General features: G+C 70.6%; 20 protein-coding genes. 9 read left to right on the top strand and 11 right to left on the bottom strand.

The window, feature by feature from the left end; all coding sequences use genetic code 11:
• Nucleotides 1-12 precede the first annotated feature (12 nt).
• Nucleotides 13-696 carry a DUF4097 family beta strand repeat-containing protein gene (locus ACQP1K_RS20440; protein WP_433497310.1) on the bottom strand — a complete coding sequence of 228 codons (684 nt, stop codon included), beginning with the start codon at nucleotides 694-696 and terminating at the stop codon, nucleotides 13-15.
• A gap of 155 nt (nucleotides 697-851) precedes the next feature.
• On the opposite strand from ACQP1K_RS20440, the gene aceB reads away from it, so the two are divergent.
• The 6 genes from aceB to ACQP1K_RS20470 all read left to right on the top strand — a co-directional run bounded on the left by aceB (nucleotide 852) and on the right by ACQP1K_RS20470 (nucleotide 7,758).
• The gene (gene aceB / locus ACQP1K_RS20445) at nucleotides 852-2,438 is read left to right on the top strand and encodes a malate synthase A (RefSeq protein WP_433497311.1); all 1,587 of its coding nucleotides are present in this window, start codon (nucleotides 852-854) and stop codon (nucleotides 2,436-2,438) included.
• A gap of 33 nt (nucleotides 2,439-2,471) precedes the next feature.
• Nucleotides 2,472-3,941 carry an FAD-linked oxidase C-terminal domain-containing protein gene (locus tag ACQP1K_RS20450; RefSeq protein ID WP_433497312.1) on the top strand — a complete coding sequence of 490 codons (1,470 nt, stop codon included), beginning with the start codon at nucleotides 2,472-2,474 and terminating at the stop codon, nucleotides 3,939-3,941.
• A complete protein-coding gene (locus ACQP1K_RS20455) occupies nucleotides 3,941-5,329 on the top strand; it encodes an FAD-binding oxidoreductase (RefSeq protein ID WP_433497313.1) in 1,389 nt (462 codons plus the stop codon). The genes ACQP1K_RS20450 and ACQP1K_RS20455 overlap by 1 nt, the downstream gene beginning before the upstream one ends.
• Before the next feature lie 70 nt (nucleotides 5,330-5,399).
• The gene (locus ACQP1K_RS20460) at nucleotides 5,400-6,722 is read left to right on the top strand and encodes a (Fe-S)-binding protein (protein WP_433497314.1); all 1,323 of its coding nucleotides are present in this window, start codon (nucleotides 5,400-5,402) and stop codon (nucleotides 6,720-6,722) included.
• Nucleotides 6,719-7,450, top strand: coding sequence for an IclR family transcriptional regulator (locus ACQP1K_RS20465; protein ID WP_433497315.1), 732 nt, complete (start codon nucleotides 6,719-6,721; stop codon nucleotides 7,448-7,450). The genes ACQP1K_RS20460 and ACQP1K_RS20465 overlap by 4 nt, the downstream gene beginning before the upstream one ends.
• A gap of 95 nt (nucleotides 7,451-7,545) precedes the next feature.
• Nucleotides 7,546-7,758, top strand: coding sequence for a DUF2277 domain-containing protein (locus ACQP1K_RS20470; RefSeq protein ID WP_433497316.1), 213 nt, complete (start codon nucleotides 7,546-7,548; stop codon nucleotides 7,756-7,758).
• Nucleotides 7,759-8,057: 299 nt separating this feature from the next.
• Here the strand turns inward: ACQP1K_RS20470 and ACQP1K_RS20475 are convergent, their stop codons facing one another.
• From ACQP1K_RS20475 to ACQP1K_RS20520, 10 genes are all read right to left on the bottom strand, one after another.
• Nucleotides 8,058-8,840, bottom strand: coding sequence for an HNH endonuclease family protein (locus ACQP1K_RS20475; protein ID WP_433497317.1), 783 nt, complete (start codon nucleotides 8,838-8,840; stop codon nucleotides 8,058-8,060).
• 271 nt (nucleotides 8,841-9,111) lie between these two features.
• A complete protein-coding gene (locus ACQP1K_RS20480; RefSeq protein WP_433497318.1) occupies nucleotides 9,112-10,038 on the bottom strand; it encodes an ABC transporter substrate-binding protein in 927 nt (308 codons plus the stop codon).
• 246 nt (nucleotides 10,039-10,284) lie between these two features.
• On the bottom strand, nucleotides 10,285-11,271 hold the full coding sequence (locus ACQP1K_RS20485) for an ABC transporter substrate-binding protein (protein ID WP_433497319.1): 987 nt from the start codon (nucleotides 11,269-11,271) through the stop codon (nucleotides 10,285-10,287).
• Complete coding sequence (locus ACQP1K_RS20490; protein ID WP_433497320.1) at nucleotides 11,268-13,283, bottom strand: ABC transporter permease; 2,016 nt, start codon at nucleotides 13,281-13,283, stop codon at nucleotides 11,268-11,270. Before ACQP1K_RS20490 ends, ACQP1K_RS20485 begins: the two co-directional genes overlap by 4 nt.
• A 2-nt stretch (nucleotides 13,284-13,285) precedes the next feature.
• On the bottom strand, nucleotides 13,286-14,368 hold the full coding sequence (locus ACQP1K_RS20495; RefSeq protein WP_433501602.1) for a quaternary amine ABC transporter ATP-binding protein: 1,083 nt from the start codon (nucleotides 14,366-14,368) through the stop codon (nucleotides 13,286-13,288).
• Nucleotides 14,369-15,034: 666 nt separating this feature from the next.
• A complete protein-coding gene (locus tag ACQP1K_RS20500) occupies nucleotides 15,035-17,317 on the bottom strand; it encodes a tetratricopeptide repeat protein (protein ID WP_433497321.1) in 2,283 nt (760 codons plus the stop codon).
• Nucleotides 17,318-17,543: 226 nt separating this feature from the next.
• Nucleotides 17,544-18,380 carry a diaminopimelate epimerase gene (gene dapF / locus ACQP1K_RS20505; RefSeq protein ID WP_433497322.1) on the bottom strand — a complete coding sequence of 279 codons (837 nt, stop codon included), beginning with the start codon at nucleotides 18,378-18,380 and terminating at the stop codon, nucleotides 17,544-17,546.
• 9 nt (nucleotides 18,381-18,389) lie between these two features.
• Nucleotides 18,390-19,316 (bottom strand): tRNA (adenosine(37)-N6)-dimethylallyltransferase MiaA, encoded by a 927-nt coding sequence (gene miaA, locus ACQP1K_RS20510; protein ID WP_433497323.1) that lies wholly within the window; start codon nucleotides 19,314-19,316, stop codon nucleotides 18,390-18,392.
• 63 nt (nucleotides 19,317-19,379) lie between these two features.
• Nucleotides 19,380-19,910, bottom strand: a complete 531-nt coding sequence (locus tag ACQP1K_RS20515; protein WP_433497324.1) for a methylated-DNA--[protein]-cysteine S-methyltransferase — start codon at nucleotides 19,908-19,910, stop codon at nucleotides 19,380-19,382.
• Nucleotides 19,911-19,952: 42 nt separating this feature from the next.
• Nucleotides 19,953-20,879 (bottom strand): ribonuclease Z, encoded by a 927-nt coding sequence (locus tag ACQP1K_RS20520; RefSeq protein WP_433497325.1) that lies wholly within the window; start codon nucleotides 20,877-20,879, stop codon nucleotides 19,953-19,955.
• 507 nt (nucleotides 20,880-21,386) lie between these two features.
• Between ACQP1K_RS20520 and ACQP1K_RS20525 the strand changes: the two genes are divergently transcribed.
• From ACQP1K_RS20525 to ACQP1K_RS20535, 3 genes are all read left to right on the top strand, one after another.
• A complete protein-coding gene (locus tag ACQP1K_RS20525; RefSeq protein ID WP_433497326.1) occupies nucleotides 21,387-23,777 on the top strand; it encodes a nitric-oxide reductase large subunit in 2,391 nt (796 codons plus the stop codon).
• On the top strand, nucleotides 23,774-24,196 hold the full coding sequence (locus ACQP1K_RS20530) for a hypothetical protein (RefSeq protein WP_433497327.1): 423 nt from the start codon (nucleotides 23,774-23,776) through the stop codon (nucleotides 24,194-24,196). The genes ACQP1K_RS20525 and ACQP1K_RS20530 overlap by 4 nt, the downstream gene beginning before the upstream one ends.
• Before the next feature lie 112 nt (nucleotides 24,197-24,308).
• Entirely contained in the window at nucleotides 24,309-25,022 is a 714-nt protein-coding gene (locus ACQP1K_RS20535; RefSeq protein WP_433497328.1) for a hypothetical protein, read from the top strand.
• Nucleotides 25,023-25,030 lie beyond the last annotated feature (8 nt).

The following is a 25,030-nucleotide window of genomic DNA, read 5'->3' on the forward strand; positions in this document are numbered from 1 at the left end:
GACCCCCGCATCTCACCGCCGGCGTACGGCGACGTCGCCGGAGCCCGCCTTCACGACGATCCTGCGCTCCGCGGCGCGGTCATGGGCGATCTCCACGCTCCGCTCACCCGAGCCGGTTTCCGCGGTCACGCGATAGGCGCCGTCCGGCACCCGGACCTCGGCGTCGCCGGAGCCGGTCTCGACGGACACCTGCCGGGGCGCCTCGGCGAATCTGAGCCTGACCTCACCGGACCCGGTGTCCGCCGACACCTCGTCACCGGCCAGCCCTCTCGTGTCGATGTCACCGGAACCGGTCGAGGCCGTCACCCGGCCGGTCAGGTCGCGCAGCGTGATCGACCCTGATCCGGTCTCGACGTGTACGGCCAGGCCGCGCGGGATGTCGACCCGGTAGTCGACCGAGCAGGCGGCGCAGTCGTATTCCAGCCTGAGCGTGTCGCCGTCCACCCGGTGCCCGTCGGCGGGCCGGTCGCCTCTCCAGCGCAGGGTCTCGCTGACGTGGACACCGGACCGGCCCGACTCGGCGACCACGACCTCGCCCGACCCGGTGCCGATCTCCAGGGCGGTCACCTTGTCCGTCACGTCATAGGACAGCTCGGCCCGCTCGTTCAGTCCGAACGCCGCCCCGCATCCGGTGAGGGCGAGGGTCAGGCCCAGTACGGCTCCGGCGGCGGCGACGGTCGTCGGCTTCTGTCTCATGCCAATCATTCTTCGGTTCCAGGCGGCCGCGGCCCATCGGGGACTCCCCCGAGTCCGCCCTGAGGCCACCCCTACCTTGTTCCGCCGGCAGTCCGTGAGGTAGCGTCGATTCCATCATCCAGAATTTTATTTCCGTATCGTGGAAAGGGACCTCGATGGACGGCGTTCAGATCACGGGCCCGATGCTCGATCGGTTCGACGAGATCCTCACTCCCGAAGCGCTCGACTTCGTGGCCGCCCTGCACCGGGAGTTCGACGAGACCCGTCGCCGGCTCCTCGACGCCCGCCAGGAGCGGCAGGCCCGGCTGTCGGCCGGAGAGACACTCGACTTCCTTCCCGAGACCAAGCACATCCGCGAGTCGGAGTGGCAGGTCGCGCCGGTGGCGCCCGGGCTGGCTGACCGCCGCGTGGAGATCACCGGGCCGGTCGACCGCAAGATGACGATCAACGCGCTCAACTCCGGGGCCAGGGTCTGGCTGGCCGACTTCGAGGACGCCAACACGCCGACCTGGGAGAACACGATCAGCGGGCAGCTCAACCTGCGCGACGCCCTCGACCGCACGATCGACTTCTCCACCGGCGGCAAGGACTACACCCTGAAGCCGGACACGGAGCTCGCCACGGTGGTCGTCCGGCCGCGCGGCTGGCACCTGCCGGACAAGCACATCCTGGTGGACGGCGCCGAGATATCGGGCTCGCTGCTCGACTTCGGGCTCTACTTCTTCCACTGCGCCCGGCGGCAGCTCAGCAAGGGCCGGGGGCCGTACTTCTATCTGCCGAAGATGGAGTCGCACCTCGAGGCGCGCCTCTGGAACGACGTGTTCGTCCGCGCCCAGGAGCTGCTCGACCTGCCGCGGGGGACGATCCGGGCGACCGTGCTCATCGAGACCTACCCGGCCGCCTTCGAGATGGAGGAGATCCTCTACGAGCTGCGCGAGCACTCGGCCGGGCTCAACGCGGGCCGCTGGGACTACCTGTTCAGCGTCATCAAGAAGTTCCGTACACGGGGCCGGGAGTTCCTGCTGCCGGAGCGCAACGCGGTGACGATGACCGCGCCGTTCATGCGGGCCTACACCGAGTTGCTGGTGCGGACCTGCCACAAGCGGGGCGCGCACGCCATCGGCGGCATGGCGGCCTTCATCCCGTCCCGGCGCGATCCCGAGGTCAACAGGGTCGCCCTGGAGAAGGTCAGGGCCGACAAGACCCGTGAGTCCGGCGACGGCTTCGACGGGTCCTGGGTGGCACACCCGGATCTGGTGCCGATCTGCCGCGAGGTGTTCGACGGCGTGCTCGGCGACCGGCCCAACCAGCTCGACCGGCTCCGCGAGGACGTCCGCGTCACGGCCGAGGACCTGCTCGCCGTGTCGAAGACCCCGGGCCAGATCACCGAGGCCGGGCTGCGGGGCAACGTGGACGTCGCACTGCGTTACCTGGCCGCCTGGATGGGCGGGCTCGGCGCCGTGGCGATCCACAACCTGATGGAGGACGCGGCCACCGCCGAGATCTGCCGCTCCCAGGTCTGGCAGTGGATCCACAACGAGATCAAGCTGGCCGACACCGGAGCGGTCGTGACGCGCGAGCTCGTCGAGCGCATCATCGAGGAGGAACTGGCCGGGATCGCGGCGGAGCCGGGCTACGACGAGGGGCTCTACGCCCAGGCCACCGCCCTGTTCAAGGAGGTCGCACTTGACGACGACTTCATCGAGTTCCTTACGCTGCCCGCGTACGAGCGCATGCCGTAGACCGCACGCGCCGACCACGCGAGGAGGTGACCGATGTCCGAGACCCGACGCTCCGATGCGCTGGGACGGGTGACGGCGCGCCTGGGCGAGCTGTTCCCGCCGGACGCGCTGATCACCGATCCGGTACGCCTGCGGACCTACGAGTGCGACGGGCTCGCCTACCATCGGGCCACTCCGGGGGTGGTGGTGCTCCCGGAGTCGGCCGAACAGGTCGCGGCCGTCGTGAGGCTGTGCGACGAACACGGCGTTCCGTTCGTGGCCCGGGGCTCGGGGACCGGGCTGTCGGGCGGCGCACTGCCCAGGACCGACGGCGTGCTGATCGTCACCTCGCGCATGCGGCGCGTCCTGGAGGTGGACATCCCGAACCGCCGGATGGTGGCCGAGCCCGGCGTGACGAACCTCGCGATCACCGAGGCGGTCCGCGACCGGGGGTACTACTTCGCCCCCGATCCCTCCAGCCAGCAGATCTGCTCGATCGGCGGCAACGTGGCGGAGAACTCCGGCGGCGCCCACTGCCTGAAATACGGCTTCACCGTCAACCACGTCATCGCGGTCGAGCTCGTCACACCCGACGGGGAGATCGTCGAGCTGTCCGAGCAGGACCCGGGTCTCGACCTGCTCGGCACGTTCATCGGCTCCGAGGGCACGCTCGGGATCGCCACCAAGATCACCGTACGGCTGTCGCGCGCACCTGAGGCGGTGACGACCCTGCTGGCCGCCTTCGACGACATCGAGGGCGGCGGCCGGGCCGTGTCCGCGATCATCGCGGCGGGGGTCGTCCCGGCCGCCATCGAGATGATGGACGCGCTCGCGATCGAGGCGGCCGAGGCGGCCGTCGCCTGCCACTATCCCGCGGGCGCCGGGGCGGTGCTCGTCATCGAACTCGACGGGCCGGCCGCCGAGGTGGCACACCAGTTCGCGACGGTGGAACGGATCTGCCGGGACGCCGGCGCGTTCGAACTCCGGGTGGCCGCGTCCGCGCAGGAGCGCGCCGCGATCTGGAAGGGCCGCAAATCGGCCTTCGCCGCCGTCGGCCGGATCAGCCCCGCCTACATCGTGCAGGACGGCGTGGTGCCGAGAACGGCCCTGCCCGGGGTGCTCGCCGGGATCGACCGGCTGCAGGAGGAGTTCGGCATCCGGGTGGCCAACGTCTTCCACGCGGGCGACGGCAACCTGCACCCGCTCGTGCTCTTCGACGACGCCGTGCCGGGCGAGGGCGAGCGGGCCGAGGTCGTCAGCGGGCGCATCCTCGACCTGTGCGTCGAGCACGGCGGCTCGATCACCGGCGAGCACGGGGTCGGCGTGGACAAGGCCAGGTTCATGCCCCGGATGTTCAGCGAGGACGATCTCGACACCATGCAGCTCGTACGCTGCGCCTTCGACCCGAAGGGCCTGTCGAACCCCGGAAAGATATTTCCCACCCCCCGGCTGTGCGGGGAGGTCCCCGGGGTGCGCAGGGGCGTCCACCCGCTGGTGGAGTCCGGCCTCGCGGAGCAGTTCTGATGAGCGCCCCCGCCCTTCCCGGCCTGAGCGGAGTGACCGTACGCGCGCCCCGGCACGCGGACGGCCTCCCCGGCGTGCCGCCCCGTTGGGTCGCCCTGCCCGAGAGCGTCGAAGAGATCGCCGCCGTCATGCGGGCGAGCGCGGCGCACGATCTCGCCGTCGTCCCGCTGGGCGGCGGGACCAAGCGGCACTGGGGCGGCCGGCCGTCACGCTGCGACGTCGTGATCGGCACCGAGCGCCTCGACGAGATCGTCGAGCACGTCGCGGGCGACCTCGTCGTACGCGCCCAGGCCGGGGTGACGGCGGAGACGCTCGCCGCCGCGCTCGCCGCCGAGGGTCAGGAGCTCGCCCTCGACGTGCCGGTCCCCGGCACCACGGTGGGCGGACTGCTGGCCACCGGGATCGCCGGTCCGCGCAGGTTCCGGTACGGCACCCCACGCGACCTGATCATCGGCGTCACCGTCGTGCTGGCCGACGGCACGATCGCGCGGTCGGGCGGCAAGGTCGTCAAGAACGTCGCGGGCTACGACCTGGGCAAGCTGTTCACCGGATCGTACGGAACGCTCGGCGTCATCGCGGACGCCACGTTCCGCCTGCGTCCACTGCCCGCCGCCCGCGCCTGGGTGACCGCCGACCTCACCTGGATGACCGCCGGCCCCGGCGCGCCCGGCCGCTCGGACCGCCTGGCCGCCCTGGTGACGGCCGTCGCCGCCACGACGCGGGAGCCGGCCGCGATCGAACTCGACTGGCCCGGAACCGACTGGCCCGGACTCGATCGGCCCGGACTCGACTGGCCCGGAACCGATCGGCCCGGAACCGATGACGGCACGCCGAGCCTGGCCGTGCTGATCGAGGGGGCGGCCGCCGCCGAGCGGGCCCGGGCCGTACGCGACCTGATCGGGAACGGCGCGCTGATCACGGACGAGCCGCCCGCGTGGTGGGGACGGCTGCCGGAACCCCCCGGGCCCTCCGGCGGTTTCCTGCTAGAGATCAGGGCGGCGCCGTCCCGCCTGCCCGGCGCCGTCCTCGACCTCATGGCGGCGGCCGGACCGGCCGGGGCCGGGGCGGCCGTACGCGGCTCGATCGCGGCCGGGGTGCTGCACGTCGCCCTGTACGCTGCGAGTGCCGGGGCCGGACTCGAACGGATGGCCGGACTGCTGAACCGGCTACGCTCCCGGATCGAGGTCGCCCACGCCGGTGGCCTGGACGGCCGGGTCGTGGTGCTCACGTCCCCGGAGGCCATGCCCCCCGCGGTCGCGCCGGACCCGTGGGGGCGGGAGGCGACGCGGCGCGAGCTGCTCCGGCGCGAGCTGACGCTGCGGGTGAAGGAACGTTTCGACCCCGACCACCGGATGTCCCCCGGCCGCTTCGCCGGAGGCATCCGCTGACCGTCATTACTCCTGGAGAGGAGGGAGCGCGGATCATGGCCGAATCAGGAGATCCGTCCGCGCCGGTTCGATGGACCCCGATCTGATCAAGGACTGCGTACACTGCGGGTTCTGCCTGCCCACCTGCCCGACCTACGTCCTGTGGGGCGAGGAGATGGACTCCCCTCGCGGGCGCATCCATCTCATGGGTCAGCACGTCGGGGGCACCCCGCTCACCGACGAGATGGCCGGTCACTTCGACGCCTGCCTCGGCTGCATGGCCTGCGTCACCGCCTGCCCGTCCGGCGTGCAGTACGACCGGCTGATCGAGCAGACGAGGGCGGCGGTCGAGCGGGAGCACGCGCGCACGCCGGGTGACCGCGCCGTCAGGGCCCTGGTCTTCGCGCTGTTCCCCTACCGTCGCCGGCTCCGGGCGCTGCGCCTGCCGATGCGGCTGGGCGAGCGGTTCCGGCTGAGTGAACGGCTGCGCCCGTTCCTCGATCGCGTGCACCCGTCCCTCGGCGCCATGGCCGAGCTCGCTCCCCCGCTGCCACGGCACGTGCCGAGACTGCCGCCGTTCGTCGGCGCGCGCGGGCGGCGGCGGGCCAGGGTCGGCCTGCTCACCGGCTGTGTGCAGGGCGAGTTCTTCCCCCGGGTCAACGCGGCCACCGCGCGGGTGCTCGCACTGGAGGGCTGCGACGTCGTGATCCCGCCCCGGCAGGGGTGCTGCGGCGCGCTGTCGGTCCACGCGGGACGGGAGGCCGAGGCGCGGCGGTTCGCCGAACGCACGATCGCCGCCTTCGAAGACGTCGACACGGTCGTGGTCAACGCCGCCGGGTGCGGGTCGAGCATGAAGGAGTACGCCGAGGTGCTGTCGGGTGATCAGGCCCTGCGCGACGAGGGATGGCCGGAGCGTGCGCGTGCGCTGCGGGTGCGCGACCTGGCGGAGTTCCTGGTCGAGCTGGGGCCGGTCGCACCACGCCACCCGCTGCCGATGTCCGTGGCCTACCACGACGCCTGCCACCTCGCCCACGCCCAGGGCGTGCGGGCACAGCCGCGCGAACTGCTGCGCGCGATCCCCGGGCTGGAGCTGAGGGAGATCGCGGAGCCGGACATCTGCTGCGGATCGGCCGGGACGTACAACCTGTTCCAGCCCGAGGCGGCCCGCGAACTGGGCGACCGGAAGGCGGAACGGGTGCTCGCCACCGGCGCCGACCTGCTCGTGTCGGCCAACCCCGGCTGCACGCTGCAGATCGTGGCCGCCGTCCGCCGGTCGGGGGGCGGCGAACCACGGGTCGCGCACACGGCCGAGGTGCTCGACGCCTCCCTGCGCGGCCGTGCCCCGGAGTCGCTGGGCGTCAGGGCTCCGGCCGCGGCGGGCGTGCGCGGAGCGACTCGGAGAGTTGCCCGGTGAGCGTGCAGAGCGTCGACCGGGCCCTGGACGTGCTGGAGGCACTGGCCGAGCACGGCGGGCAGGCCGGTCTGTCGGAGATCGCCGCCCGCACCGGCCTGCCGTACGGAACCATCCACCGGCTGCTGCGGACGCTGCTGGCGCGCGGGTATGTGCGGCAGGAGTCCGACCGGCGCTACGCCCTCGGCGGCGCGCTGGTCCGCATCGGCGGCGCGGCGGAGCGGATGCTCGCCGTGTGGGCCGAGCCGTACCTCGCGAAGCTGGTGGAGTCGTCCGGCGAGACGGCCAACCTGGCCGTGCTGGAGGGCGACTTCGTCGTCTATGTCGCCCAGGTGCCGTCACCGCGCAGGCTGCGGATGTTCGCGGAGGTGGGCCGGCGGGTGCTGCCGCACAGCACGGCCGTCGGCAAGGTGCTGCTGGCCGAGCGGTCCGACGCCGCCGCCGTGCTCGGCCGCACCGGCCTGCCGCGCCGTACCGACCGGACCATCACCACCGCCGACGGACTGCTGGACGAGCTCGACCGGGTGCGGGCACGGGGGTACGCACTGGACCTGGGCGAGGAGGAGAACGGCGTGCACTGCATGGCCGTGCCGGTGCACGACGGCGGACGGACGTTCGCGGCGATGTCCGTGTCGGGGCCGGCCGAGCGGATCGACGCGATCGACCGCGAGGAACTGGCGGCCATGCTGCGCAAGGCCGCCGACGACTTCGGCACCGCCGTCTTCCAGTGACCTGTGGTTTCCCGGTGACCAGGGTTTCCGAGTGACCGGGGTTTCCGGGTGACCGGCTCTCCCCGAGGGGCCTGTCCACCGGGAAGGATGGGCGCATGTGCCGAAGCATCAAGACCCTGCGCCCGCCGTTCACCGAGCAGGTGACCGAGGAGGACATCCGCGCGGCCGCCCTGCAGTACGTCCGGAAGATCTCAGGTTTCCGCGCGCCCGCCCAGCACAACGCGGAGGCCTTCGACCAGGCCGTCGAGGCGATCACCGAGGCCAGCACGGCGCTGCTGGCCTCACTCCGGGTCCGCGGCGCCCGCTGACCCCCACCCCCCTTGGCGTGATCTTGCACTTTCTCGCAGAGATCCCCTACCACCAGGCGAAACACCTATCGTGATCTTGCAGAAATGCGGCCACGACACGGCTGACCTGCACGAATACCATCCGTGATCTTGCACTTCACCGCCGAATGCAAGATCACCGAAGCCCGTCCCGCAGGTCAGCGGCCATGGCTGCGAGTTTCTGCAAGATCACGAACGTTCATCGGCCAGGTCAGGGGTGAGGAGTGCGAGAATTCGCAAGATCACGCCGGGTGGATTCGAATCATGGGAGGTGGCTCGCGTCAGGCGCACTGCTCCAGCATCGCCGCCTTGTCCGCCGTGGTCACCGGGAGGTCGTACTTGAGTGAGACCTGGGCGAAACGTACGGCGTAGGAGCAGCGGATGCTCCGCTGCGGCGGCAGCCAGGTCGCCGGGCCGGCATCCCCCTTGGAGGAGTTGGTGGAGCCGTCGACCGGGAGCAGGTTGAGCGGGTCGTTGGCGATCTGCTTGCGTTTGTCCTCACTCCAGCGTGACGCACCCATCTGCCAGTCGTACGACAGCGGCATCACATGGTCGATCTGTACCTTCGCCGCCGCCTGCTTGGTCCAGTCGATGGTCTTGCCGGTATAGGGGTCGTAAATCGTCATCTTGACGATCACACAGTTGGAGCCCTTGCGATATTCGATGTCCCGGCCGTCTCGCTTCAGCAGGTCGTTGCGGGTGTCACAGCCGTTACGCCCCCAGGGGACGTCGTCCACGCTGTCCGCCCAGGCGTACCCGAACTTGTCCCGGGAATAGCCGGTCTTCGATCCTCGGCCCTTGGTCCGCACCTCGTCGATCAGCTTGCGAGCCTCGGCGCGTTCATCGGCCGAGGTGATCGGCCCGAGCCCCGGGCCGGTGCCGTCCGGATTCTTGAGCGGGCTGACGCCGAGCGCCGCATCCTTGCCCGCCCCACTGCCGCTGTCGGCCGGGCCCATACGGCCCAGGCCGAGCTCGTCCTCGATGGGCCCACACCCGGTGAGCACTCCGGCGAATACGACGGCCGCCGCCGAGACGGCGACGAACCTGGCACCACGACCGCCCACTACCACCCCTAAGTCATGAAATCGCAATACTTAGGTATAGCAGTGCCCCAAGAAACGGCAAAGACAGCAATATCCGGACTTGTCGGATATCAATCTGTCAGGGATCCGGTGGGAGCACACCCGCCTACTGCAAGATCACGGATCGCGAATGCCCAGGTAGGCCGGGATCCCTGCGAGAAACTGCAAGATCACCAATGGAGGCGGCGCAGGTCGCGACGGGAACGTGCGAGTTATCGCAAGATCACCGCCGGGGTGAGGTGGGGTGGACGGATCAGGCCGGGATCCAGTCCTGCCAAACGATCTTGTTGGCCTCGACCCACTTCTGTGCGGCGGCCTCGGCGGTCATCTTGTTCACCGCCATGTCGTACGCGACCGCGTTCTGGTCGTCGTTCGTCCAGGAGAAGTTCTTGACGAGTTCGTACGCCTTGCCGCCGGTGTCGGCGAACTTCTTGCTGACGATCTTGTCGAGCAGGTACGGCGGGTAGTCGCAGGCGACCCTCTTGGGGTCGGTGTCGCAGCCGATGGCGTACGGGGGGAGGTTGACCTTGACGAGCTTGAGCTGGTTGAACAGCCACTGCGGCTCGTAGAAGTACATGAGGAGCGGCGTCTTCTTCTCGGTGGCCTCCTGCGCCGCCTTGATCAGCGCCTCCTCGCTGCCGGAGTAGACCACCTGGTACGGCAGGGCGAGGTTCTTGATCAGCGCCTCGTCGTTGGTGACATAGGACCGGTCGCCGGCCAGGTACTGTCCCAGGCCGCCGCTCTTGTCCGTCCTGAACAGGTCCTTGTACTTCGGCAGGTTCCGGTAGTCCGTGATGTCCGGGTATCGCTGCACCATCCACTCCGGGACGTACCAGCCGATGACGCCCTTGTTACCGGTCTGTCCGGCGCTGATGGCGACCTTCTTCTCCTCGATGTACTCCTTCTTCAGCTCCGGGTGGGACCAGTTCTCGATCACCACGTCCACGGTGCCGTCTTCGAAGCCCTTCCAGGAGTCCGCCTCGCCGCTCTCCTTCAGCTCGATCTTGTAGCCGAGCTGGTGCTCCAGCAGGTAGGCGACCACGGCGGCGCTGGCCTCGTACCCGATCCAGGGGTTGATCGCCAGCCGTACGGTCCCGGAAGCACCCGCGGCGGTCCCTCCGGCGCCGTCATCCGATTCACTCCCGCTGCACGCGGTCATGGTCAGCGCGATCGTCAGCAACCCGGCAAGGAGACGGACCCTCTTCAATGTAGACCTCGAATCGATCTCGAACGGCCGGCGGGCGCACTACGGAGCGTACGCGTGGCACCGGCAGAAACAGCGAAGTATTGCACAACCGTAGTGGCCGTATCGGCCGCGACCGATAGGGCCGCGGCCGATACGGCGCGAAGCGGACGGGACGAGTCCCGGAGCCAAGAGTCTGGGGAGCACCCGGCGAACACCGCCTTCGCGATCGCCGGACCCGGACTAGCTCTTCGGCATCCAGGCCTGCCACACGCCGGGGTTGGCCTCCACCCACTTCTTGGCCGCGTCCTCCGGGGACATCCCGTTGTTCGTGATGTCGTCGGCGACCGCGTTCTGGTCGTCGTTGCTCCAGGAGAAGTTCTTGACCAGCTCGTACGCCTTGCCTCCGGTGTCGGCGAACTTCTTGCTGACGATCTTGTCGAGCTCGTACGGCGGGTAGTCGCAGGCGACCTTCTTCGGGTCGCTGTCGCAGCCCTCGGTGTAGGCCGGGAGGTCGACCTTGACGAGCTTGAGCTGGTTGAACAGCCACTGCGGCTCGTAGAAGTACATGAGCAGCGGCTTCTTCTGCTCGGTGGCCTGCTCGGCCGCCTTGATCAGCGCCGCCTCGCTGCCCGCGTAGACCACCTTGTAGTCCAGCTTCAGGTTCTTGACCAGGGCCTCGTCATTCGTGACGAAGGACGGGTCGCCGTCCAGGATCTGACCCTTGCCGCCCGACTCCGACGTCTTGAACATGTCGGCGTACTTGTTCAGGTTCTGCCAGTCGGTGATGTCGGGATACTTCTGCGTCATCCACTCGGGGACGTACCAGCCGATGACACCCTTGTTGCCGGTGGGCCCGGCCTCGACGGCCACGCCCTTCTCCTCGATGTACTTCTTCTTGAGGTCCTCGTGGCCCCAGTTCTCGATGACGACGTCGACGTCGCCCGACTCCATGCCCTGCCAGGACGGCTCCTCGGCGAGCGTCACCTTCTCGACCTTGTAGCCGAGCTCGTGCTCCAGCAGGTAGGAGACCACCGCCGCGTTGGCCTCGTAGCCGACCCAGCCGTTGATGGCCATCTTGACGGTGCCACCCACCGGGGCTCCGGCGGCCGAACCGCCCGCGCTCGCGCTCGGCGCCGCCGCCGAGTCGTCCTCGATCTTGGCTCCACCGCAGGCGGTCGCGCCGAGCGCGAGGACGAGAACACCTGCGAACAGCCGTAACTTCATCATGCGTTCCTCTTCTTGTGGGAGCTGCGGCGCCTGTCGGCGCCCTGCGTGATCCGGTCGAGCATGACTCCGAGAAGGACGAGGGCGACACCGGCCGCCAGGCCCTTGCCGTAGTCCTCCTGCTGCGAGATCCCGGCCACGACGTCGTATCCGAGCGCGCCCGCACCCACAAGCGCGCCGATCACCACCATCGCCAGTGTCATGACGATTCCCTGGTTCGCGGCGAGGAGCAGCGAGTTCCGCGCCATCGGAAGCTGCACCTTCCACAGCATCTGCCGCTCGGTCGAGCCGGCCGACCTGGCAGCCTCCATGACGGTCGATGGCACCGCCCTCAGCCCGTCCTCGACGAGGCGCACCACCACGGGCACCGCGTAGATGAACGCCGCCATGATCGCGGTGAACCGGCCGTTGCCGAACAGCGCCACGGCGGGCAGCAGATAGGAGAACGACGGCATGGTCTGCGCGGCGTCGAGGACCGGCCGCAGCAGGGCGGCGAACCGGCGGCGGCGCGCCGCGACGGTCCCGAGCACCATCCCGCACGCGATCGTGATGACCGCGCCGACCAGCACGATGGTCAGCGTCTCCATGCCGTGCTGCCACAGGCCGAGGGCGGCGACCCCGGCGAGACAGCCGGCAGCGGTCAGCCCGGCCGCCCACCCGCTCAACCGCCAGGCGAACGCGAGGACCGCCACCGTCACCAGCCACCAGGGAGCGCTGGTCAGCACGCCCTGAAGCGGGTTGAGCAGGCCGTACGCCACTGTGTCGTTGAGGAACCCGGTGAAGACGTACCAGTTCGACTCGATCCAGTCCACCACGTCGTTGATCGGGCGGACGAGGTGGATCTCCCACTCCTCGGGGAACTCCGGCGCCAGAATCGGGGTGAGGGCCACCCCCAGCCCCGCCAGTACGGCGAAGCCGCCCCAGCGGATCACCGCGGAGCGTGCGCGGGAGGTCGTACGCCTGACCGCGGCCGCCCTGGTGATCCGGTCGAGCACGATGGCGATGAGCACGATGGCGACGCCCGGCACCAGGGCGGCGCCCACGTTGACCCGGGCGAGCGCACGCAGGAGGTCGACGCCGAGGCCGGGGGCGGCGATCAGCGCGACGAGCGGCACCATCGACAGCGCCGCTGCGATCGTCTGGTTGACCCCCAGCATGATCGTGTTGGCCGCCATGGGCAGCCGCACCTTGCGCAGCGTCTGCCACCCGGTCGCGCCGAGCGACTCCGACGCCTCCACGGCCGTGGGCGAGACCCGCTGGACCGCGAGGGAGGTGATCCGGACCGCCGGCGGCATCGAGTAGATCATCGTGGCGACGGTCGCGGAGGCGGGCCCGATGAGGAACAGCAGGATGATCGGCGACAGGTAGGAGAACGTCGGCATGATCTGCATGACGTCGAGCACCGGAGTGACGACCCGGCGCACCCGGCGCGACCGGCCGGACCAGATCCCGACGGGGATGCCGACCGCAAGCGACAGCAGTACGGAGGACAGGGTCAGCGCGAGCGTGTCGACACTGGCCTCCCAGAAGCCGAGCACGCCGAGGCCGCCGATCCCGGCGAGCGAGACGAGCGCGACCCGCCAGCCGCCGGCCAGCCATCCCAGGGCTCCCGCCAGCCCGATCAGACCCGGCCAGCCGAGGCCGATCAAGGCGGTCTGGAGCAGCGTGTACAGCTCCGCCACGAACAGGCGTACATAGTTGACGACGTAGAGGAACAGCGGGCTGCTGTTGCGGTTCGCGTCCACCCAGTCGCGGGCGTCGTTGAGCCAGTGGAACAGCGTGGCGTCGTCGTCGTGCGGCAGCACGGCGCTGCCCTTGAACACCGCGTAGAGCGCCACGACCACGGCGGCCCCGGCGATCGGCGGCGCCCAGCGGGCCAGGCGGCGGCCGGGGGCGCGGGCGGCCCCGGCCGGTGCCGACGGTCGCGGCGGCGACCCGGCCGGCGGCGCCGGTTCCGTGCCTGGCGGGGCCGCGGCCGGCGGCGACGACGGCGTGTCCGCGGATGTGGTCACCACGGTCACACCCCCTTGGCGGCGCCGACTCGGACCCCACCGGATCCGGTTCCGGGGCCGGTGGCGTCCGGTCCCACGGCCGCCAGCAGGTCGACCCGGTCGACGACGCCGAGGAGGTCGTCGCCGGAGACCACCCGGATCGGCCGGGCCGACTCCATGGCGACCGGCACCGAATCGTGGATCAGCGTGTCGGCCGGCAGCTCGGGGCCGTCCAGCGGCTCGCCGGCCTCGGGCTCGCGGCAGATCCACCGCAGCGACAGCACCTGGGCCCTGGGGACGTCCCGCACGAAATCGGCCACGTAGTCGTCGGCGGGCGCCCCGACCAGTTCCTCCGGCGTGCCGACCTGCACGATCGCGCCATCCCTCATGATCGCGATGCGCTCGCCCAGCTTGAGCGCCTCCGACAGGTCGTGGGTGATGAAGACCATGGTCTTGCCGACCTCGCGGTGCAGCCGGATGACCTCCGCCTGCATGTCGCGGCGGATCAACGGGTCGAGCGCGCTGAACGGCTCGTCGAACAGCAGCACCTCGGGATCGACGGCGAGCGCCCGGGCCAGGCCGACCCGCTGCTGCATGCCGCCGGACAGCTGCTCGGGATAGGAGTCCTCGTGCCCCTCCAGCCCGACCAGCGAGAGGATCTCGCGCGCGGTGCCGTGCCGTACGCCCTTCTGCACGCCCTGGACCTCGAGCCCGTAGGCGACGTTGTCGATGACCCTGCGGTGCGGCAGCAACCCGAAATGCTGGAACACCATGCTGACTCGGTGACGGCGCAACTCACGGAGCTGCCCGGCGGACATTCCGCGTACGTCCCGCCCTCCGATGGCGATCTCTCCGGCCGTCGGCTCGATGAGCCGGGTGAGGCAGCGGACCAGAGTCGACTTGCCGCTGCCGGACAGGCCCATGACGACGAAGACCTCGCCCGGCCGGACCTCGAAGCCGACGTCCCTGACCGCGGCGGTGCAGCCGGTCTTGGCGCGGAGCGCGGCGGGGTCGAGGTCGGCGTCGGGGCTTCCGATGATCCGGTCGGCCTTGGGGCCAAAGATCTTCCAGAGCCCGCGAACCTCGATCGCGGCTGTGCTCACTCCGATCCCCCTCACTTGGCGATCGCCCGTGAGGCGGCCCGAGTCGCGTGTCGGAAGGCATGTCCCGCTGCGCGGACAGCACTTTCTCACCGCTTCCCGGACACCCGGAACCGCCGCAGCACGGTGTGGATGTCGCCATCCGCGGGCCGTGGATGAAGAGCTGAGGCTGCCGAGTCCTCATTGGGCATACGCACAGTTGTTGCGCAATGCACAACGATCATCTCGTCTGTCAACAGAGATGAGGCTAGGCCCCAAGAGCTGTAAATTTGACCAAAAACACTACCTAATCGCCATATCGTGACCGCCCGGTGATCTCACGGGCCATAACGTCTCAGATCATGAGAACTCCCGGCAGCACCGGACATACGGAAACCACACCCCCACTCCCGTGATCTTGCAGTTTCTCGCAGACCACCCTCCCGACTTGGGCAAACACCGTCGGTGATCTTGCATTTCCTTGCAGACGAGCCATCTGACCTGCACTTACGTGCTCGTGATCTTGCAGTTATCACTGCAAGATCACGAAGAGTGTTCACGCAGCTCAGCGCATACACGTGCGAGAAACTGCAAGATCACGAACGCGAGAACGCCCGGTCAGGGCCCGATCTGCGAGCAATTGCAAGATCACGGGGTGGGGGTGGTGGGGGTGGTGGGGGGTGGAGGTGGCGGGGGCTAGAGGCCGTACTCCTTGGAGATGCGCTCGTGCCGCTCGGCCTCGATGCCGACCTCTCGTGCCAGGTCGAGCCAGGCCAGCGGGTGGGACCACTGCTCGGTGACGTCGTCGAGCACCGCGTCGAGCTCGGCCGGACGCACCGTCGGCGGAATCGCCACCCAGCCGAACACGCCCGGGAGCCGCTCACCTGTCGCGGGGTGGGTGACGGTGTAGTTCTCGTCGCTGTAGACCCACATGGGCCAGCCGCGCTCGGCCAGCACCTCGTTGAACTCCGCCCACTCCTCCTCGGAAGGGGCCGCCCCGTCGAAGAACCAGCTGGTGTAGCCGCCCGGCCGCAGCATCGTCACCCCGGCGAAGGGGACGACGAAGCTCTCGCGCTCCTGCGGGTCATCCGGGATCGGCTCCAGCGGTCGCGGATCGATGACGACCACGTCGCCCGCGTTGTACTCCATGCCGCGTGGCTGCGGGACGGCCAGCCGGGCGGTGGCCGGGCCGGTCCGTACGGCGAGCACCTCGCGCTGGCTGCCGTCGGGGGCGGGCAGGACGGCGCGGATCAGGTGCCACTCCTCCTCGATCGGGCCCTCCGCCGACTGGATCGGCATGCCCAGCTTGGCGGCGCCGGCCCGGACGGTCGGCCAGTCCTCGATCGCGGTGGCCAGGACGATGATCCGCCAGGTGTCCTCCTCCTCGCCCTCACCGGACTCCAGCAGCGGCCGGAGGATCTCGGCGGCCTTGGCGTTGTCGCCGAGCTGCTGGACCGCGCCGGACCACAGCCGGCGTGCCTCCAGCGTCGGGTCGGCGGCGACGGCCCGCTCGGCCTCGGCCGCGGTCTCCTCCCAGCGCTCGCGGGCGCGGTGGAGCCGGGCCAGGGTGAGGTGCGATCGGGTCTCCGGCAGGCGTGCGGCGAGCCCCTCGACCCGCTCGTCCTGCCCCGACTCGATGAGCAGGCTCGTGAGGTAGGCGAGGTCCTCGTCCGAGGCGGTGGCCGGGTCGCCGTCCTCGGCGATCGTCTTCCAGTAGAGGTCGGCGCCGGTCGCGGCGTAGCCGAGGAAGCCGAGGGTGGTGGTGTGCCGCCGGGTCGCCTCCAGGTCGGTGCCCGACAGCGGCCACAGCCAGCCGACCCAACGCTCGGGATCGGCCGTACGGCCGTCGGCGGCGTCGAAGTAGGCGACCAGCTCGTCCTTGGGGCCGGGCAGCGGCGGCTCGGCCGCCGCGTCGGCCGCGGCGCGCAGCTCGGCGACCCGCTCGGCGAGGCCCTCGGCGTCGCCGAGGTCGGCCAGCACGGACTCGGCGTAGTCGGCGAGCAGCCGGGCCTGCCAGATGCCCTGCCGGGCCACGGCGAGCCGGCCGGCCGTGAGCGCCAGCTCGAAGCGGGAGCGGTGGCCGCCCATGGTCTCGAAATAGGTGATCCACTGGCGCAGGATGCGGCCGAGCTGCCAGGTGTTGGAGATGGATCCGCTCGGCACGAGCAGGCTGACCGTGTGCGCCCACTCCACCCACTCGCGCGGGTGCTCGCCGACGACGTCGAGGTCGGGCAGCGCCTCGACCGCCTCGTCGATGCGGCCGTCCGTGGCGAGGATCAGCGACTTGAGCAGCGCCTCGCGGCGGTTCTTCGCCACGGGGTCGTCCGGCTTGAAGCCGGTGGCGGCCTCCAGCGCCGCCAGCGCGTCCTGGGCGCGTCCGGCGGCCAGCAGTGCGCGGGCCGAGGCGGCGGCCAGTTCCCAGCTCGCCTCCTTGCCCGCCGCGCGCAGCCGGTCGACGGCCGCCTCCGCGTAGGCCACGGCCTCGCCGGCCTGCCCCGCGTCGAGCAGTGCGGAGACGTACTGGGTGATCAGGCCGGAGAAGGCGAGCGAATCCGGCCCGATTCCGCTGAGCGCGGTGTTGAGCGCGACCATCCGCTCGCTCGCCAGGCCGGGACCGTCGGTGTTCGCCTGGGTGATCGCCAGCACCTCGACCGCGGCGGTGGCGGAGGGGCAGTCACGGACGTCGGCGCGTTCCGCGAACTCCACCAGGGCCGCCGCGTCGCCGAGCGCGACCGCGCCGTTGGCCCGGTCGCCCACCCGCCCGATCATGTGCCAGTAGCGGGCGAACAGCTCCAGCCAGGGCTGCTCGAGGCTCTCCGCGTGCTGGGCGATGGCGGGCGCCATGACGTCCAGCTGGGCGTATCGGCCCTCCAGCGCCTGCGCCGGGATGTCGCTCAGCGCCATGGCCAGCCCCATGTTGCCGGTCTCGTGCAGTTCGCGCTGGGTGCCACCGACCCAGGTCCAGATGTCGACGTCCATGAGCAGTCAGTCTGCCAGGTCGCCGACCATGTCCCAAACAGCCCACGACGCCAAAACCGGCCTCCGATCCTCGCCTGTGCCGCGTGAACAGCATGGTCTTGAACAACATGGTCATGAAACACCCACGGCGCCGCACCGTGGAGGTACGGCGCCGCGGTCGCGCCCTGCGAGGGCCGGGACCGGCCCCGGGGGACCGCGACCGGTCCCTCCGGGGATCAGCCGACCCCTACCGCGGTGTCATGACCTGGTCGAGGAGGCCGGGCTCGATCACTCCGGAGGCGACGAGCACGGCGGGTCCGGACAGATGGCTGGTGTCCGCTTCCAGGGTGACGGTGACCGTACCGCCCGGCACGCGGACCTGCCAGGCTCCTGTCAGCTCCCCTGCCGCGCGGGCGGCGGCCACGGCGGTGGCCACGGCTCCGGTGCCGCACGACCGGGTCTCCCCCGAGCCCCGCTCATGCACCCGCATGACGACGGCGTGATCGCCGACCACGTTGATCAGCTCGATGTTGACGCCGTCCGGATAGACCTCCCGGTCGAACTCCGGCTCCCGGCCGAGGTCGAGGCCGGCGACCGGGTCGTCGATCAGACAGGCCAGGTGGGGGTTGCCCATGTTCACGTTGAGGCCGTCGTAGGTCCGCCCTCCGACGGTCGTACGGCTCGCCCCCAGGACCAGGGGCCGGCCCATCTCGACGGTGACGTCCCCGGTCTCGGCGAGCCGCACCCGCTTGACCCCGGCACGGGTGGCGACGCCGAACTCCCCGGCGGCGGCCAGGCCCGCTTCGACCAGGTAGCGGGCGAACACGCGCACGCCGTTGCCGCACATCTCGGCGATGCCTCCGTCGGCGTTGCGGTAGTCCATGAACCACTCGGCCGCACCGGCCTGATCGGCCACCTCGGCGCAGCGCTCGGTGCGCGCGACCCGCAGCACGCCGTCGGCCCCGATGCCGGCGCGGCGGTCGCACAGGGCGGCGACCCCCGCGGCGGTCAGCTCGAGCCGTGCGTCCGGGTCCGGCAGGATGACGAAGTCGTTCTCGGTGCCGTGACCCTTGACGAAGCGCATGTCCGGATCCTACCGGCGCACCCGTACGAGCGCCCGTCCGGCGAGGTCGGCGAGGGCCGCCCGTCCGCCGCCGGGGTCGAACGGCAGCCACACGACCCTGGGGTCCCGGCGGAACCACGACTCCTGGCGCCGGGCGAACCTGCGGGTCGCCCGCACGGTCTCCGCGCGTGCCTGCTCCTCGGTCCACTCCCCGGACAGGAAACGCAGGACCTGGGCGTAGCCGAGCGCCCGGCTCGCGGTCCGCCCCTCGGCCAGGCCCTGCTCCAGCAGCCCGGCGACCTCGTCCACCAGCCCGGCCTCCCACATGCGGGCGACCCGCAGCTCGATCCGTTCGTCGAGCACCGGCCGGGGCACCTCGACGCCGATCTGCACACTGTCGTAGACCGAGTCGTACGACGGCATGGTGGCGGAGAACGGACGCCCGGACAGCTCGATCACCTCGAGGGCCCGGACGATCCGGCGGCCGTTGCTCGGCAGGATCGTCTCGGCCGCCACCGGGTCGCGGCTCTTGAGCCGGTCGTACAGCACGGCCGGGCCCGCCTCGGCGAGCTCCCGCTCCAGCCGGGCACGCAGGTCCGGATCAGTGCCGGGAAACTCCAGATCGTCGAGGACCGCCCTGACGTAGAGCCCCGACCCGCCGGCCAGGATCGGTGTCCGGCCCCGCGCGAGCAGGTCCTCGACCAGCGGGCGGGCCAGCCGCTGATATTCGGCGACGCTGGCGGTCCGGGTCACCGGCCAGATGTCGAGCAGGTGATGCGGCACCCCCCGCCGCTCGGCGAGGGAGAGTTTGGCCGTGCCGATGTCCATGCCGCGATAGAGCTGCATCGAGTCGGTGTTGACGATCTCTCCGCCCAGCCGGAGCGCCAGCTCGACGGCGAGGTCGGACTTGCCCGCCGCCGTTGCGCCGACGACCGCGATCACTTGTTGCTGCCCCACACCGTCCAGTGTCGCAGCGCCGGAGAGGTCGGACGTCCCCGCGGCCGGGTGTCCCGGTGGGAGTCACATGTCCCAGTCGAGGGGCGGCGGGAGATGGCCTTCGAGTGTCAGCAGCCAGCGCTTGGACTCCACGCCGTCGCCGCCGCTGAACCCGCCCAGGCCGTTGCCCGCGACCACCCGGTGGCACGGCACGATGACCGGGATCGGGTTGCCGCCCATGATCGAGCCGATGCCGCGGGCCGGGACACCGGTCCCGCTTCTGGCCGACAGCTCGCCATATGTCACGACTTTTCCGTACGGAACGGTCGCGAAGAGCGTGCGGAGGACCTGACGCTGGAGGGGCGAGGTGAGCCGCCAGTCGATCGGGACGCCGAACTCCCGCAGCTCCCCGCTGAAGTAGGCGGCGAGCTCGGCGCGGACGTCGGCCGTACGATCCGGGTCGTCGGCCACGGCCAGCCCGAGACGACCGGCGATGCGCGCCCGCACACGCGGCTCGTCGTGGAAGTGCGTGGCGGCAACCCCCTCCTCCGTGACGGCCGCCAGCACGTCGCCGAGCTTGGTCGGGACGCTGCCGAAAGCTACGGTCTGCCCCATCCGCTCATTCTCCCACCCGATCCACATGACGTCCGCGGAAATTCAGCGTGCCCGTTTCGGCACCGGAATACGCATGAGATCACGCGCCACGATCACGTCCCCGTCGTACGCCTCGCGGACCTCGGCGACGAAACGGGGCTCGTCCTCGATGGAGTAGCGCTCGGAGAAGTGGGTCAGCACGATACGCCGCACCCCGCACTCCGCCGCCACCCGGCCGGCCTGGGCCGCGGTGAGATGCCCGTAATCGGCGGCCAGCCCCGCCTCACCCGACAGGAACGTCGACTCGATCACCAGCAGGTCCACGCCGTCGGCCAGCGCGAACACCGCGTCGCACAGCCGGGTGTCCATCACGAAAGCGGCGCTCTGGCCCGGGCGCGGCTCGCTGCAGTCGGCCAGCGTCACCGTCGAGCCGTCGGGCATCGTCAGCGAGCCGCGCCGCCGCAGCTCGCCGATCATCGGCCCGCGCACGCCCCGCCGGGCCAGCTCCCCGGGCAGCATCCGGCGCCCGGCCGGCTCGTCCAGGCGGTAGCCGTACGCCTCGACCCGGTGCGACAGCGGCCTTGCGGTCAGCGTCACCGGTCCGGCCGGCCACTCGACGAGATCGCCGGAGACCGGGCACGGGACGATCACGTCCGTGTCGGCGAACGACGTGGCATGGCGCAGTCGCCGCCAGTACGGCTCCCCGGACGCGGGATAGGCGGCCCGCACCGGATGGCTCACCCGGTCGCGGGCGATCCGCTGGATCACCCCGGGCAGGCCGAGGCAGTGGTCGCCGTGGAAGTGCGTGACGCAGATCCAGGTGAGGTCGTGCGAGGCCACTCCGGCGTGCACCATCTGCCGCTGGGTGCCCTCCCCCGGGTCGAACAGGAAGCCCTCGCCGTCCCAGCGCAGCAGATACCCGTTGTGGTTGCGGCGGCGGGTGGGAACGGCGCTCGACGTCCCCAGGACGACCAGTTCGCGGACGGACACACAGGCGATCCTAGATCGTGTTTCGACGGCCATGTCCCGGTACGGCACGGACGGCGCCTTTTCGACACTCCCCAGATCGTCTCCGGTGCCCGCCGGCGAGTCCGGGCGGTCGACCGCCCCGCTCCTCCATCGCCGAATGAGAGATTCACCACATCGATGGTATTAACCGGCTGACTTGTAAATACCAGCCGTAAATCTCATCCGATCGAGTCGGACCGAAACACCCGGCCGAGCGCATCGGCAATCTCATGACCAGCCAAAATCCCAGTTCAAACGGACACAAGCCGGCACAGGATACGGCGAAGGGGTGGAGTGAGGGACCGGGGTACGCGACCTGTAGTTTGTACAACGATTTTCGTTCAAAACCGGCTCGGTCGGGCATGCCGACAGCCATCCGCCGTAAGTCTCCGCCGCCCCACGCCGGGCCGGGACGACGGCGCGGGGAGCGCCATGCGAGCCCGGTGCCGGAAGGCCAACATCCGCACAACCTGAGGAGACTGAGCGAGGATGTCGGACATCATCGTCGAGGAGCCGGCCGAGGACGTCCCTCCGGCTCGCCCCGGTCCAGACTCCGGTGGCAAGCGAGCACGAATGATCGGCCGCGGCTGGGTCCAGGCCGCGATCCTGGTCACCGCCATCGGCTTCCTCGTTCTCGGACTGCTCGCGGTCCGCACCTACCAGGCGGAGCCGCCCATCCCGCAACGCGTCACCACCGCCGACGGCCAGGTGGTCTTCACCGGTGACGACGTGCGGAACGGCCAGAAGGTCTTCCTGCGCACCGGCCTCATGCAGTACGGATCGATCTTCGGGCACGGCGCCTACCTGGGCCCCGACTTCACCGCGGACTACCTGCACCGCAGCGCCACGTTCGTGCAGGAGCAGCACCGCAAGGCGGGAAGCGCGGACGCGTACGCGAGCACCGTCTCCGACTTCCGGACCAACCGATACGATCCGCGCACGGGCACGCTCGTCTGGACGGCGGCCCAGGGCGCGGCGTTCCAGGAGATCAAGGACCACTACGCGGACCTGCTCGGCCGTCCCGAGGGCAAGCAGGGGCTGCGACCCGAGGCGGTGACCGACCCCGGGGAGATCCACGAACTGACCGCCTACTTCGGCTGGTCGGCCTGGGCCGCCGCCGCCGAGCGGCCCGGCGAGACGTACTCGTACACCAACAACTGGCCCGCCGAGTCGCTGGTCGACAACGGGCCGACGGGTCACACGGTGACCTGGAGCGTGCTGTCCCTGATCTTCCTGCTGGGCGGCGCCGGGGCGCTGTTCGCCGCGTTCGGCCGATGGAACTTCCTGGGCTGGCAAGGCCGGGACCAGCGGACCCTGCGCTTCCACTCGCCCCGCGACGTCCTGCTCACCCCGGCGCAGCGCACCACGGCCTGGTTCTTCTTCGCCATGGCCGCGCTGTTCATGGTGCAGGTGCTCGTCGGCTCGGCCACCCAGCACTACCGGGCCGATCTCGGCACCTTCTTCGGCATTCCGCTGGACCGCTGGCTGCCGTACAACCTCACCCGCACCTGGCACACCCAGCTCGCCATCTTCTGGGTGGTCACGTCGTTCCTGGCCATCGGCATCTTCCTGGCGCCACTGATCGCCCGGGGCTGGGAGCCGCGCAGGCAGGCGCTGCTGTCGCGAGTGCTGCTCGGGGCGCTCGTCGTGGTCGTCGGCGGCAGCCTGCTGGGCGAGCTGGCCGGGCAGCGCGGGTGGCTGGGCTCACTGTGGAGCTGGCTCGGCAACCAGGGCTGGGAATACCTCGATCTCGGCCGGCTGTGGCAGGTGCTGCTGGTCGGCGGGCTGACGATCTGGGTGGTGATCCTCTTCCGCGGGCTGCGCAGACGGCTGCGCACCGAGAGCGTGGCCAACATGCCGTGGATGTTCTTCCTCGCCGCGCTCGCGCTTCCGGCGTTCTACGCCGTCGGCCTGCTCGCCACGCCGGATTCCTCGTTCACCAGCGCCGACTTCTGGCGGTTCATCGTGGTGCACCTGTGGGTCGAGGACTTCATGGAGCTGTTCACCACGGTCACCGTCGCCTACCTGTTCGTCATGCTCGGCGTGGTGCGCGAACGGGTGGCTCTGGCGGTGATCTACCTCGACATCGTCCTGTACAGCGCCGGCGGCGTGATCGGCACCATGCACCACCTGTACTTCTCCGGTGAGCCGGCCGAGCACCTCGCCCTCGGCGCGATGTTCTCCGCGCTCGAGGTCATCCCGCTGCTGTTCCTGACCGTGGAGGCCTGGAGCTTCCTGCAGCTCGGGGCTCGCAAGAAGAGCCCGTCGAGCACGCCGTTCCCGCACCGCTGGGCGGTGATGTTCCTGGTCGCCGTCGGTTTCTGGAACTTCCTGGGCGCCGGGATCTTCGGCTTCCTGATCAACCTGCCGATCGTGTCCTACTACGAGATCGGCACCGGCCTGACGGCCAATCACGCGCACGGCGCGATGATGGGCGTGTACGGCATGCTCGCGGTGGGATTCGCCATGTTCGCGCTGCGCTACCTGATCCCGGAGGAGCGGTGGTCCGACCGCTGGCCGCGGCTGTCCTTCTGGTCGCTCAACCTGGGCCTGGCCTGGATGTCGTTCGCCACCCTGCTGCCCAGTGGCGCGCTGCAGCTCTACAAGGTCCTCGAAGCCGGGTACGCCGACGCCCGCAGCCTCGGCTACCTCCAGGGCAAGGCCAACGCCGTGCTCGAGTGGCTCCGCCTCCCTGGCGACGTGGTGTTCATGGTCGGCGGCGTGCTGCCGCTGCTGTGGATGACCTGGCTGGGGATCCGCTACCGGGTGGCCGCGGCACGGCGTGCGGACGCCCCGGAGCAGGTCCTGCTCTTCACCGAGATCGTCGAGCCCGGGGAACCCGCCGACTCCGGTGATGCGGCCGAGCCGGTGGGCCGATGAGCAGCGAGACCGTGTTCATCTGCGCGTACGCCGTGGCGCTGCTCGGGGTGGCCGCCGTCCTGGAGATATACGGCCGCCAGTCGACCAGTGCCTGGGCCTCACGGGTGTTCGCCGGATATCGGCGCGCGGTGCCCGACGCGCCGAGCCCGGCCGACCCGGAGGACTGGCCGCACTCGGAGGCGAACCGCTTCCACCAGGTGGTGTCCCTGTTCGTCACGGTGGTCGCGGCGACCCTGATCGCGGGTGAGCTGCTCCGCCACCACAGACCGTTCGAGGCGCTGGCTCTGGCCGCGGTCGGGTCGGCCCACGGCCTGCTGGCCGCGCGGATCGTACGGCGGCTGCGCCGCGTCCGAGCCTCCCGTACGGCCGGGCCGGCCGAACGCGGGGAAGACGGGTTGTGGAAAACGTCCTCGGAGTGAGACCTCGGCGAGCACACTGAGAGTGAAGGACGGAAACGGTCCGTAGCTATCAGGAAGAACCACCACGTTGCCACAGCATGACCCCATACCGGAAACCCGGCGTCGAGGCTCCGTGATTCTCGCCATCACCGGAGTCACCGGCGTGCTCGCCCTCGCCGGTTTCGCCATCGCCCTCGGTGCCGTGCCGGAGCACGTACCGGCCGCTCCGGCACGGTCATCGGCCGATGAGACGTCCGTGCGTCCGCCGGCGGAACCGCGTGGTGTCCCGGGCACCGGGGAGATGGGCGCCACGCACGGCTCCGGCGCGGATGATACGGATGGTGCGCGTGGCGCGCGCGGTGTGGCGGCTCGACCTGATCCCGCCCCGGCGCCGTCCGCCGCCGGCCGCTTCGGTCCGGTGCGCAAGCCGGGCGGTCCCACTGCCCCCGGTTTCCAGAGAAACACCGGCACCCGGGAGAACACCGGCTCACGGGAGAACAACGGCTCCCCCGGAGAGGGCGGCTCCCCGGGCGCCGACGGGCCCCGGCACGGCCGGGCCGCGGCGAAACGACCACCGGGATCGGCGACGGCCCCGCCGCGTCCACGACCGGCGCCGTCCGGCGAACGCACGGGCCGGTCCCCCGCCCCGGGTAAGCCGACGCCGACGCGGCGACCGGCGGCTCCGGAGCGGTCATCGGCCGAAGACGCGAGCGCGCCGGCGGCGGAGAGCGTGAAAAGGGGCACGGCACGGCCACGCGGCGGCCCGGCGCCCGATCCCTGCGCGACCTTCCACGACATGCGCCGGGACTACTGCTACGAGGTGCTCGACCGCCTCATGAGCGACTAGCCGACCCG

The organism is Sphaerimonospora sp. CA-214678 (genome assembly GCF_050942215.1).
Lineage (GTDB): Bacteria > Actinomycetota > Actinomycetes > Streptosporangiales > Streptosporangiaceae > Sphaerimonospora.

What these genes read in the sequence shown, in the direction of transcription:
- ACQP1K_RS20515 (WP_433497324.1), bottom strand. Translation starts at nt 19,910, where the DNA reads ATGGGGCAGACCGTAGCTTTCGGCAGCGTCCCGACCAAGCTCGGCGAC.
- ACQP1K_RS20530 (WP_433497327.1), top strand. Translation starts at nt 23,774, where the DNA reads ATGAGCAGCGAGACCGTGTTCATCTGCGCGTACGCCGTGGCGCTGCTC.
- ACQP1K_RS20440 (WP_433497310.1), bottom strand. Translation starts at nt 696, where the DNA reads ATGAGACAGAAGCCGACGACCGTCGCCGCCGCCGGAGCCGTACTGGGC.
- ACQP1K_RS20525 (WP_433497326.1), top strand. Translation starts at nt 21,387, where the DNA reads ATGTCGGACATCATCGTCGAGGAGCCGGCCGAGGACGTCCCTCCGGCT.
- aceB (WP_433497311.1), top strand. Translation starts at nt 852, where the DNA reads ATGGACGGCGTTCAGATCACGGGCCCGATGCTCGATCGGTTCGACGAG.
- ACQP1K_RS20450 (WP_433497312.1), top strand. Translation starts at nt 2,472, where the DNA reads ATGTCCGAGACCCGACGCTCCGATGCGCTGGGACGGGTGACGGCGCGC.
- ACQP1K_RS20485 (WP_433497319.1), bottom strand. Translation starts at nt 11,271, where the DNA reads ATGATGAAGTTACGGCTGTTCGCAGGTGTTCTCGTCCTCGCGCTCGGC.
- ACQP1K_RS20455 (WP_433497313.1), top strand. Translation starts at nt 3,941, where the DNA reads ATGAGCGCCCCCGCCCTTCCCGGCCTGAGCGGAGTGACCGTACGCGCG.
- dapF (WP_433497322.1), bottom strand. Translation starts at nt 18,380, where the DNA reads ATGCGCTTCGTCAAGGGTCACGGCACCGAGAACGACTTCGTCATCCTG.
- ACQP1K_RS20470 (WP_433497316.1), top strand. Translation starts at nt 7,546, where the DNA reads ATGTGCCGAAGCATCAAGACCCTGCGCCCGCCGTTCACCGAGCAGGTG.
- ACQP1K_RS20500 (WP_433497321.1), bottom strand. Translation starts at nt 17,317, where the DNA reads ATGGACGTCGACATCTGGACCTGGGTCGGTGGCACCCAGCGCGAACTG.
- ACQP1K_RS20460 (WP_433497314.1), top strand. Translation starts at nt 5,400, where the DNA reads ATGGACCCCGATCTGATCAAGGACTGCGTACACTGCGGGTTCTGCCTG.